Below are 11,771 nucleotides of genomic sequence, written 5' to 3'. Positions count from 1 at the left end.
ATCAGGGAGGTTTTAAAATGAGCAAGTTCGAAAAAGCCGCCAAGCTTATCATTATCCTGTGTTTATTAGCCATACTTTCTGTGGCATGTTCGGGCGAAGGGAAGACGACAACCGAATCTCCAGCTGTACCCGAGCAGCAGCAGAAGCCCGTGACGTTAACGGTGTTCACACCAGCTTCAAACGGATCGTTGGAACAGTTTACAAAAGAATTCGGAAGCGATATTCAAAAAAAATTCCCTCACGTATCGTTCGATTATGTAGGAGGGGCCAAATGGGGGGTGGATATTCCCGCCGTACTGGGTACGAACCAAACCATCGACTTCGTAGTCGTACAAGCGGTTTCTTTCAATCATGTAGTAAAGATATTCGATTTGCAATATGACATAGAGGAACTAATCAAAACAAAAAAATATGACTTGTCTCATATACAGCCGAACATCATCGAAGGAATGCGCGGGCTCACACCCGGAGGGAAGCTATACGGTTTGCCTGTTAGTACAAGTAATTTTGCCTTAATGTACAATAAAGACCTATTCGACCGATTTGGAGTGGCCTATCCGAAAGACGGCATGACGTGGGATGAAGTATACGACTTGGCACGTAAGCTTACCAGGACGGAGGAAGGCGTGCAATACTACGGTCTAGTAACCGATTTCGTTGCCTATTCGTTGTTCAACCAGCTTTCAGCCAGCTACATCGATCCGGCTACGAACAAAGCCATGTTCAGCAGCGATCCGAAGTGGACAGCTTTAACCAGTAACATTACCCGGTTTTTCCAAACTTCGGGGATGGATTTAAGCAAAGGCTGGACATGGGACGCACCTAGCAAACGATTCCATACCGAGCATGTAGCAGCGATGAACTTTTATGCCGTACCGCCTTCTTCTACGGCGAACTGGGACATGGTTACATCACCAGTGTTTAAAGATGCGCCTGGCATAGGTACCCAAGGGAACCCATTGGCATTTTTCCCAACCAGCATGAGCAAGCACAAAGAACTTGTATTCGACATCATGACTTATTTGACCAGCGAGGAGTATCAGCTGGAGAAGGCGAAAGAAGGCGTCCTTCCTGTCCTTACAAGCAATAAAGTACGTGATGCGTTCGGGCAAGACGTTGTTGGGTACAAGGACAGAAACGTGAAGGCGCTCGTATCGAATAAATCGGCTATTCCCAGCCTCAAAACCGATCAATATGCGGACGGACACGGTATTATCGCACAAGCGATGATCCAGGTGGCAAGTGGAGTGAAAGATGTGAACACCGCATTGCGCGAAGCCGATGAGAAGCTGAACCTGAAAATCAAAGAAGCCGAGCAACAGAAGCTACAAAAATGATACGGGATCCAGCGTACACACCGAGTGCCCAGCGCTAACTCGGGTACTTTCTCGGGCTCCAGTTCCCGCAAGGGCGTATTCGGAATATTCTACCTAAGAACCCGTCCGCTCAAGCAAGCGATGCTTGAGATGGACGGGTTTTATTGGAACTTATATGCGAAACCAAGTTTCTTTACTTCGCTTTCTTAATAAGAGACACGAGCAGCGACAAGGCGCCCAGCACGACCGCCGCGATCGACAAGTAAAGCGGCAGCTTCGATTCGGAACCAGCACTTCCAGTCTCTTCCGCCGGAGCGGCTCCCGTGTCGTGACCGTGCGAGTCGGCTCCCGCCGCTGCGGCCTTCACCTTCGTCACCGATGCCGGCTTATCGGAGCCTTCCGCTCCCACCCACTCGACCACGCTGTTATCCTTATAGGTTTGGTACGCTTTCCAGGACAAATCTTTGGCGTCATTCTCCACCTTGCCGGACATTTTGAAATCGCCGAATTCGGTAGCGCCAAGCCCTTCGCCGGTAGCCGTCCAGATGACGCTCGTAATCTTACCGGAGGCGTCCTTGGTCAGGTCGTATTTCCATCCCGCTTTCGGCTCGAAGCGCGAAACGGTTACTCCTGCCGGAAATCTCACTTCCACCTTAACCGTCGCAATCTCTTTCTCGTTCGGCACCCGCACCGTAAATACTTCATATTTATTTTGCGCCGTCTCGTTCGGCAGCACGGTTACATGCGCGCTGGCCACGCCTGCAAACAGCATCATCGCCAGCAGGCACGCCGCGATCAGCGATCCTGTCTTCTTCATCTTTCTACAACCCCTCCCGCATGTTTGTCAGCACTTCTTACTGTACCCAAAAAGCGGACGGGTGAGAATGACTCGACCGGGCTATTTTTCGGCACGTTTATGACCGATATGTGTCAGCCCTTGTCTCACTGCGTAAGCGGTCAACTGCACCCGGTTTTCCAGACTTAGTTTATCCAGTATATTTTTAATGTGGTTTTTGACCGTATTCTCGGCGATAACAAGCCGCTCCGCAATTTGCCGGTTCGTCTCGCCGGCCGCCACGCAAGCGACCAGCTCCCGCTCCCGCGGAGTCAGCACCGCCGCATCCGGCTCGGACGAGACCGGATTCGCCCCTCCCCGGAAATGCTGGAACAGCTTGTCCGCCATCTGGCGAGACACTTCCGAGTTATCGTCCAGCAGCGCGTGCAAATATTGCATCCAGTCGTCCGGGTCCATATTTTTGAGCAAATAGCCCTGGGCTCCAAACTGGATCGCAGTGAACAGATCGGCTACATGGTCGGAGACCGTAAGCATAACGACGCGGATGTGCGGGTACGTCTGCTTGATGCGGCGGGTCGCTTCCAGCCCGCTGATATCCGGCATGTTGATATCCATCAGCACGAGATCGGGCTGCAGATTGCCGCATAGGGCGACCGCCTCGGCTCCCCCGGAAGCTTCGCCGACCGTATCGAACCAGTCATCCTCATCCAGCAGGCTGCGAATCGCTTTGCGCGCAAGCGGATGGTCGTCCGCGATCAATACGCGGTATGGCGTCATGGCATCACACGCTCCTTTCTTCCTGCCAGCCGCAATTCCGTCCCGCCGCTTTCCAGCCTCCGGACGGTCAGGTCGGCGTCCAGCTCGGCCGCCCGTTTCCGCATCATCGGGATTCCGTACTTGCTGGAGTCCGCAGCCGCCGGTTTCATGCCCACTCCGTTGTCGCGCACAGTCAGCCTCCAGCTTCCTGCACCGTCATAATCGTACTCCCACACAAGCAGCACCCGGTCCGCTTTGGAATGTTTGCGGATGTTCGTGAACGCTTCCTGGACGATCGCGAACAGCTGAACCTCTTCGGACGAGTGGAACAGCCCTGCCGTCCATTCCCCCTGCCGGTCCACCTCGACGCCCGATAGGACGCTCCATTCGCGGAGCCACCGGCCGAGACGATCCGGGAACGACACGCCGTCCTCGGGGAGCGAGCGCAGATTAAAGATCGCCTGACGCAAATGATGATCGATCTCCGATACGGCCGACCGCGCCTCCTCCGTCTTGCCCTGCTTCAGCTGCACGTTCAGGAAAAACAGCACCTGAGCAATATTGTCGTGCAGCTCCCGGGCCAGCCTCTCCCTCTCTTCATAAACGGCCCGTCTCGACTGCTCCTCGGCCAGCGTAGCGTTCATCCGTTCGATCTTGCGGAACATCCAGTTGGAAAACCAGTACGATAACAGCAAGGTCAAGGCGATGATATAAAAGTTCCCGGCCTCCATCGACAAATAATGGAGCATAAACTCGTGGCGGATCAGCTCGAAGCCGCCGATTACGATCGCCGGAAGAAGAATCGTAAACCATTTCAGCCTTTGCAGCGACAAACGCGTCCCCCCTCTTGGCCGTGCAGCTTTCTTGTGCGCTAGGGCTCAACTGAGCTCAGCTTCACTTAACACTCTTACCCTTTCTTTCTTAAAAAGCTCCCTTGCGAGGCGCGCCAAGGCGCAGCAGGCAAGGGAGCTTCCCCGTCGTTTCCGCTATTAATACAGTCTCGTTTGTTCCGTGTATACGGTCTCGTCGTCATTCTTATCCAGCAGGCGGAACTCCAGCTTCCACAATCCGGCGAACGGCAGGTAAGGTCCTTCGGCTTTGTAGCTGAACTGGCCATACGTCTCGTCCGCCGTGAATCCGGCATCTTCCTGATCGTTGATGTGCTCCGCAAGCGGTACTTCAATCGGCGCAATATCGGGATTGTCCAGATTGTGCAGCTTCAGTTGAACCCGCTTCGGCTTGTCCAGCTCCTTCGGCAGCCAGACGTCCACCTGGAACCGGTTGTCCCCCGGCACCTTCGGCGTTATTTGTACGGTCGCATGCACCTTCTCGCCCATCTGGTGCCAATATAGCGGTTCATTCGGCGGCACCGGACTGATAAAGGTAAGCAACCCGACGAGCACGACGATGATGCTCATCGCACCGAAGTCCATCCTCACCATGTCGCGTAAATCTTTTTCCTTGCGGCCTCTCATCGCCATCCGGATTCCGACAGCCATCAGAATAACCAGCACGACAAACACGACTTTGGCGATCAGCAGCTTGCCCCACTGCGAATAAAGCAAATAGTTCAGCCCCGGCAAATACAGCAGCGTCGTCGCCGTGCCCGACAAAGTGAGCACGATAATCGAGATCAGGGCGTACCTCGAAAATACGGGCAGGAAGCTGTCGATCCACGTTCTGTTTTTCTTCCACGCCGGCACGATCAGCAGTAGCCCCCCAACCCAGATGGCGGCGCCCAGCAGGTGGATGAAATCGAGCGATACAGTCAACACCCGCGGTTCATAGCCCATCGCATGCCCGTTGACGCTTTTGGCGGCAAGCAGCAGAACGATCCATACGGCGTCCCCGGCCTTCGACCGGCCAAGCATCGCAAAGCCGACGAGAGACAGCACGAACGCAATCAGCCACGAACGGCCGACCCACGTACCGGTGAACAGTCCGATCAACTCGCCAAACCCTTGGTCGCCAAGCAGATCCTGATAATGAAAATAAACGAACGCGATCAGCGCCAAAAAATGAGTGCGCTGCACGCTCAGCAAACCGTTGCGGTAGTATCCGCTAACCGCGGATTGGTTCAGTCCGGCCGCGATTCCCCAGAACACCCAGCCCGCCACGGCCAGCAGCCCGAAGAAATAGGCGATCCGGGATATGTATTTCAAAATGTCGTACACGCTCATATCCGCCGAGAGCGAATGCCCGGCGTGCAGCGATTCCGGCGAAGCGATCAGCGCTCCTTCCGAACCGGGACCGATCGACAGCACGTAGGTGCCCTCTACCGGATGCCCGTCTGCGGAGATGACGTGATAGGTAACCGTATAGCGGCCGTTCGACAGCTTTGGCAGCTCCAGCTGCATCGCCTTCTGGTCGCCGCTTAGCGTCGCTTTCCGGTCGGATATTTCCCTGCCGATCTCATCAAAAACTTTGATGTAATACAATTCCGCTTCAAGCCGTTCATTAAACGTAAGCTCGATTCGTTCCGGCGCTGTATTCAGCTGGCTGTTCGCCTCCGGCACCGCCTTCGTCAAAACGGCATGCGCGGACACCCGCTCCGGCGAAATCAACAGAACGGCGCCGAATAGCATAATCGCCGCTGCAACAAGCCATCGCTTCATAAGATTCATGTCGCTGCTCGATCCCCTCGTTGTCTCTAAGACCATCTCGTCCTATTCGTTTAACGGCCTTCTGCCGTAAAATCCGTCGTTAAATCCGTGCCAATGCGTAATGCGGTCTTCCCCTTGCCGCCAGCAGAGCAAGACTTCCTCTCCGTCCAGAATAGCCGGAAAATCAATCAGGCCCATGTCCAGATCTTTCAACTGGGCGCCCTTCCTGTGAATGCTCCGGATGATCGCTCTCGCTTCAATCTGACTGAATTCCAGTTCGCACTCTAATGTAAAAAACGGATCGGACTGCTCATCGCGCCGGACCCCCGCCTTCTCCTTCAACTGAATCAGCCTCTTATAACGCTCCTCATACTCTTTTGCGATCGATTGAACCGCCGCAAGCTCCTCGCGGATCGTCGGCAGCAGCGCGTTGGCTTCCTCCAGCGTAAACCACTTCATCTCCAATCTCCATCGCCTCCCAGCTTCGATTGTACCAAAAGGAGGGAGGCGAATCCAATCACGGTTTGCCGGTGACCCGGATCAGCGCAATTTCCGGGCGGCATCCGAATCGCAGCGGGAGATGGACCGTTCCCAGTCCGCGGTTTACATAGACATGCTGATCCGGCTTCATTTCCTTAAGCCCGGTGTGGTAGCGGTTGTAGGGCCATAAAGACTTGCCGAACAAGCGGATCTGCCCTCCGTGCGTATGGCCGGCCAGCAGCAGATCGTAGCCGATCGACCGCTGGTCGAGCCACCTGACGATCCCCGGAGAATGGCCGAGCGTAAGCCGGAAAGCCCCTTCCAGCTGCTCTTGCGGCGGGGTGTAGCGCTCCCGTCCGTATACCGAATTATCGAAGCCGTAGACGAGGATTCTCGAGTTTTTCATCTCGACCAGCTCGCCGTCGTTAGCAAGCACCCGAATGTTGCGCGTGCCGATTTTGCGCAAGACGTCGATATGCTCCGACTCGGTCAGCTTGCGCTTGCGAAATCCGGTTTTCTCCTCCCATTCATGGTTGCCCGGTACAAAATAAACGTACGTGCACCGCAGCCCGGTCAGCTCCCTCATCACTTCCGGAAGCTGCTCCAGCTTGTTGAACAGATCGCCCGTTACGCACACGATGTCGGGCTTAAGCGAGTCGACGATATCCCCGACCGTACCGCTCCAAAATTTAGTTCGACCGTGCAGATCGGATATTTGAACAATTCGCAATTCTCCGTTCACACGATCGGAGCTCACCTTCGTTTCCGTCACTTCCACATGGATCGTCCCGTAGAACAAGTAGATTAAAACGGCAACAGCTCCGAAGATGGCCAAAACGTATATCATTCCATTCCCCCGTTTCTTCCGTAATGTCGGTTTTGTTCATCGGTCATGACCGCTTGCGATAGACCTGCAGAGCATAACCTCCCCTCCCATCATACTACTGGAACCCGCGACAAGAAAAGGGAAATTGTTGAAGAGACCGCGAACTAAAAAACAGACGCCCGCAACCTTCGATCAGGCGCGGGCGGCAAGGCTCAGCTCTCCAGCTCCAGCAGACGCTTCACCCGCATCTCCAGATCGACAAGCGAAAACGGCTTGGACATATACTCATCGGCTCCGAGCCGCAATGCCAGAGCGATATCGTCCTCGCGCTTCTTGCCCGAGAGCATAAGAATCCGGACATGCCTGTACCGGTCGCCGGAGTCGGACTTCAGCTTGCGCAGCAGCGCAAATCCGTCCAGCTTGGGCATAACCCCGTCGAGGATACACAGATTGGCCCCGTGCGCGGACAAGTATGCCAGCGCTTCCTCCCCGTCGCTCGCTTCCGCGACTTCGACAGGCAACTGCTTCAGACGCGCTACCAAAATGGAGCGGAGTATGCTGTCATCGTCGGCGACCAGTACGCGCCTCAGCTTCGGCGGCGCCTCCAGAACTGACGCGGTGCCCGGCTCTATGCTGCCGCAAGATTGCAGAACACGATTCCGTCCCTGCTGCTTGGCCCGGTACATCGCTTCATCAGCAAGCGCGATCCAATGTGCCGTAGGCAAACCCGCGGTCCACTCGGATACGCCGCAGGAGAAGGTGATCGAGAACGACTGGCCTTCATACTGCGCGACCGGCTGCTTATTCGTCACTTGAAGCACGCTGTTCAGCAGCTGCGCTGCCTGCTCTCCGGTCGTGTTCGGCATCACGACGACGAACTCTTCCCCGCCGTAGCGGGCCAAAATATCGGTCGGGCGCAAATGCTGTTGAAGCAAATGCGCAAGCCCCTGCAGGACGAGATCGCCGATCGCATGGCCGTAGCTGTCGTTAATCGTCTTGAACCGGTCGATATCGATAAAGGCGAGCGAGATCGGGACCGGATATCTGGCGATCCGCTGCAGTTCCAGCTCGACCTGATGATCGAAGTAGCGGCGGTTGTACACACCCGTAAGCGGATCGCGGAACGCCAGCTGCTCGAAGCTTTTCGTACGGGAGAGCAGGCTGTAGATGCGCGCCGCCAGTTCCTCGTACTGGAACGGCTTCGTCACGTAATCGTTCGCGCCGAGCAGCAGACAGCGCACTTTGTCATGGACGTCGCAGCGCGCGGAGAGAACGATAAGCGGAAGCCATTTTAACGTCGGATCTTCCTTCAAATGATCGAACAGCTCGTAACCCGACTGCGGATGCATCATCAGGTCCAGCAAAATCAGATCGTAGACGTCGTCGTGCAACATGCCCTTGGCGCGTTCCACGGAATCCGCTTCATGGACGGTATACCCGTCGAGCTCCAGCCGTCTGACCAGAAACGAGCGGAGCAGATCGTCGTCGTCGATGACCAGCAGCTTGCTGCCGAGTCCCGTCTGGAGCTGACGGAAGCCTTGCTCCTGCTGCACGGTCAACTGCTGCTGCCGCTGCAGGATGATCAGCTCCATCTTCAACTGCATCAGGCTCGCTTTGCTGTTCAGTACGCTTTGCTTGGCCAAGTGGGCCGCCGGCGTGGACGGCTCCCGCTCCGTCTCCTCCTGCGTCCACTCCCACTCCTCGGCAAGCGACTGCGCCACGGCGCCGATGCTGTCGAAGCCGAATATCGGGGCACTTCCTTTGAGCGTATGGACATGCCGGTACAATTGGTTCGGGCAGCTCTCGTCAAAGTCGAGGTCAATCCGCTCGAGCAACCGTTCCATATCCCGGATCTGCTTATCCAGTTCGGCCAGAAACCGGGTTTTCCCTTCGCGCATCAGCCGTTCGTTTTTACGCTTTTTGTCCAGACTGTCTGTGTTATTCGTCTCTGTCATGTTTCTTCACTTCCACTTCAATGGTGTCCCGGTTAATCTTCAGATCCGCTACCCGCAGCCCTTTTTGCTCCAGCGCAGCGGCAACCGCCGCCTCGTCCTGAACCGGGAAGACGACCGACGCTTGGTGCGGAGTCCGTTCCATAAGACCCGATGCCAGTTCCAGAAGACGGTCGATCGTAAACGGCTTGCGCAAAAACTTGCCCGTCTCCGTCTCCAGAAAATGTTTCGGCGGCTCCAGCACCGTAGATACGATGACCGGAGTGCCGCTATAGACCGGATGCTGGAGCAGCTCCGTTATAAAGTCCCAGCCGGACTTCGCCCCCTCCAGCTGAATATCGACGATGCACAGCAGCGGCGCCCGGTCGGACGTATCCCGCAGCGACAGGATCGCGTCCTCGGCGCTGCGGATGCGGACCGTCGGCGACTGCAGCTTCTCGAACGCTACGGCGATCAGCTTGGACAAGTTCTCGTCGTCCTCTATGATGACGACCTTGCCTCCCAGGCCGGAGACGCTGTACGTCCGCAGCCGGACCCGGAACGTCGAGCCTTGGCCGAGCTCCGAATCGAACGATAACGTCCCGTTATGAGAATCGACGATCTCCTTGACGATCGCGAGTCCGAGTCCCGTGCCGCCGATCTGCCTGCGGTCGGAATTATCCACCCGGTAAAACTTGGAGAACAGCTTCTCCTTGGCGTCCTCCGGGATGCCGAGACCGAAATCCCGCACTTCGACGACCGCATGCTCCTCGTCCTTCCGCAGCTTCACGACAATCTTGTCGGCATCCGGCGAATATTTGACGGCATTGCTGATCAGATTGTGCATCACCTGCGTCATCCGGTCGATATCGGCCGTGACGAACACATCCGGCTCGATGTGGAGCTCGGCCCGGTGATTATGCTTGCCCTGCCACTGCTCGGCCACATCGCGGACGATGGCGGACAGATTGGCCGGCACCATCTGATACGTCTGTTTGCCCGACTCCATCCGCTGGAGGTCGAGAAAGTCATTGATCAGGTTCGACAGCCGGTTCGCTTCCTTGTAGATCGTCTCCATATACTTTTTCTGCTTTTCTTTGGCGATATCGCGGTGCAGCAAAATTTCCATAAATCCGAGCACGGTCGCAAGCGGCGTACGCAGCTCATGCGACACAATGCTGATGAATTCGTTTTTCATCTCGTCGGCCATCTCTTCGCTCGTCCGGTCGCGGAAGACGAACAGGTAGCTCGGCGTATGCTCGACCGGATCAGGGATTGCATTCACATACAACTCGTAATGCCGTTCCCGTCCGTCTTCCCGGCTGATCGTGAAGCGCTCCTGAAGCTCGTCCATCGATCCGTTCATGACGGCTTCCGTAAAGTCGCACAACCGCGTTTTGCCCGGCATCCCCGCTTCCAGGTAGCGGCAAAAATCAAGCACGGACGAGCCGGCGAACCGGTCGAACCCGAACATTTCGTTCATCCGCTCATTGGAGAAGACGATCCGCCCATTCCGGTCGCACATCACCATGCCCTCGTGAATCGATTCGACGATTCTGCGGACGAGATCGCGCTGCTGCTGGAGACCGTCGCGCTCCTGGGACAGCTCTTCGTTCAGCTCCTCGAGCAGATACGCCTGTTTGCGGCGCTCTTCGTTCGTCATCTGAGCCGTGAATGCAAGCGCAAACTGACGGACGAGCCCGTACGCCAGCCGGTGCTGCGTATCGTTCTCCTCGTTTGCCCCGTAGGCGGTAAGCAGGAGCAGCCCGATCGGACTCGACTGCTCGTCCAGCAGCGGATAATACTGATCCCGGGCGTAGGCGTAACCGCCATGTATGCCCCGCTCGTCCGAATCCAGCGGCCGGTTGCGGTACAGCGGCTGCTTCTCCGCCAGCGTACGCCGGCTCGGGCCGAACAGTTCCTTGAAGGAAGCCGGAACGGCGCCTTCGGGATAACCGTACGCATAGATGACGTCGTATTCGGACGTTTCCGGATTTGGCGCGATCAGCACGGCCGAATCCTGATGGAGCGCCTGGAGCAGCGCGGTAACCGAATGGTCCAGAAACGCCCTCATCTCCACATGGCCGGCCAGCTTCTCCTGGTAGCTCGAGATCAGTTCCAGCTCCCGCTCGCGGTCGGTCAGCTTGAACAGCATCTCCTGCTGCTCGATCTGCTGGGCGGATATTTCCTCGTTTTGCGCTTCCAGCAAGTCCCGCTGGTCGATCAGCTCCTTGTTCGACTCCTGCAGCGCATCATGCCGCTGCTTCAACTCACGGGACATGATATTAATGCCGCGCTCCAGCCTCCCCAGCTCGTCATGGCGCGAACTGACGGCAAGCTCCACATATTCGCCTCCGGCGATCTGATTAACAGCCCGATCCGCCCGGATAATCGGAGAAATGACGCTGCTTCTCAAATAAATCACAAGCAGCAGTCCTGCAGCAGCCGCCCCTGCCACGGCGAACAAGGGAAGCAGGATGAGCAGGTCTGTCCGTCTCCGGTTGTCGTCCAGCCAACGCTCGACGGATTCGGTCTGGGCAGCCAGAATCGTATTGAAGTTGCGGCTCATCTCGGTTACACTTCCGGTCGTCGTCGTGCTGGACATCTGCTCGATTTTTTCCATATCGCCGTTCTTCTTCAGTTCGATCACGATTGCGCTGGAGTTCCGGTAGTTCGACCACGCTTCGCGGATGGCGTCCCACGAATCCGTATACTTCTCTCCGTAATCGCGGCTCTGGAATCGCCCGGACACTTGATCGAGCATCTCCCCGAACGTTTGCTGCCTATGTAAAAATTCATTCAAAAATTGTTCCCGGCCGAACGCCAAATAAGCCCTCAAATCGGAAACGACAGCTTGCGACTCGCTGTGCAGCTTCTCGACCAGCGCCTGATCCTGGAGCTCCAGTTCCAGCTTCTCCCGCGTCCCCGTAATATGGTTGTTCATCAGCAATCCGGCCGACAGCACGACAGCTGCGAACAGCGTCATGACGAGCACGATGAGAAGCGACACTTTGGAAGCTACACTTTTGGATGGTAGTGGAATCATGGCTTGTCCCTTTCCCG

The 11,771-nt window shown here is 56.3% G+C and carries 9 protein-coding genes; 1 reads left to right on the top strand and 8 read right to left on the bottom strand.

All coding sequences use genetic code 11. The annotated features are described in order from the left end of the window. Nucleotides 1-17 precede the first annotated feature (17 nt). The gene (locus tag IDH45_RS16010; protein WP_190929129.1) at nt 18-1,337 is read left to right on the top strand and encodes an extracellular solute-binding protein; all 1,320 of its coding nucleotides are present in this window, start codon (nt 18-20) and stop codon (nt 1,335-1,337) included. Nucleotides 1,338-1,509: 172 nt separating this feature from the next. Here IDH45_RS16010 and IDH45_RS16005 read toward each other — a convergent pair whose 3' ends face one another. The 8 genes from IDH45_RS16005 to IDH45_RS15970 form a co-directional block, all read right to left on the bottom strand. After that, nucleotides 1,510-2,133, bottom strand: coding sequence for a YcnI family copper-binding membrane protein (locus IDH45_RS16005; protein WP_190929128.1), 624 nt, complete (start codon nt 2,131-2,133; stop codon nt 1,510-1,512). A gap of 81 nt (nt 2,134-2,214) precedes the next feature. Next, complete coding sequence (locus IDH45_RS16000) at nt 2,215-2,889, bottom strand: response regulator (protein ID WP_190929127.1); 675 nt, start codon at nt 2,887-2,889, stop codon at nt 2,215-2,217. Then, nucleotides 2,886-3,701: a sensor histidine kinase gene (locus tag IDH45_RS15995; RefSeq protein WP_190929126.1), complete on the bottom strand. Its 816-nt coding sequence runs from the start codon at nt 3,699-3,701 to the stop codon at nt 2,886-2,888. Before IDH45_RS15995 ends, IDH45_RS16000 begins: the two co-directional genes overlap by 4 nt. A 156-nt stretch (nt 3,702-3,857) precedes the next feature. After that, on the bottom strand, nt 3,858-5,492 hold the full coding sequence (locus tag IDH45_RS15990) for a copper resistance CopC/CopD family protein (RefSeq protein WP_190929125.1): 1,635 nt from the start codon (nt 5,490-5,492) through the stop codon (nt 3,858-3,860). Nucleotides 5,493-5,534: 42 nt separating this feature from the next. Beyond that, nucleotides 5,535-5,930 (bottom strand): DUF2203 domain-containing protein, encoded by a 396-nt coding sequence (locus IDH45_RS15985; RefSeq protein ID WP_317891220.1) that lies wholly within the window; start codon nt 5,928-5,930, stop codon nt 5,535-5,537. 58 nt (nt 5,931-5,988) lie between these two features. Then, entirely contained in the window at nt 5,989-6,798 is an 810-nt protein-coding gene (locus tag IDH45_RS15980; protein ID WP_190929123.1) for a metallophosphoesterase, read from the bottom strand. Nucleotides 6,799-6,989: 191 nt separating this feature from the next. Next, nucleotides 6,990-8,732 carry a diguanylate cyclase gene (locus IDH45_RS15975; RefSeq protein ID WP_223836707.1) on the bottom strand — a complete coding sequence of 581 codons (1,743 nt, stop codon included), beginning with the start codon at nt 8,730-8,732 and terminating at the stop codon, nt 6,990-6,992. Next, nucleotides 8,716-11,754, bottom strand: a complete 3,039-nt coding sequence (locus IDH45_RS15970) for an ATP-binding protein (protein WP_190929122.1) — start codon at nt 11,752-11,754, stop codon at nt 8,716-8,718. The genes IDH45_RS15975 and IDH45_RS15970 overlap by 17 nt, the downstream gene beginning before the upstream one ends. Nucleotides 11,755-11,771: the final 17 nt, after the last annotated feature.

The organism is Paenibacillus oceani (assembly GCF_014705615.1).
In the GTDB taxonomy this organism is placed as follows: Bacteria; Bacillota; Bacilli; order Paenibacillales; family NBRC-103111; genus Paenibacillus_AB; species Paenibacillus_AB oceani.
The sequence above is the reverse complement of the archived record's forward strand: the minus strand, read 5'-3'. Positions and strand labels throughout refer to the sequence as shown.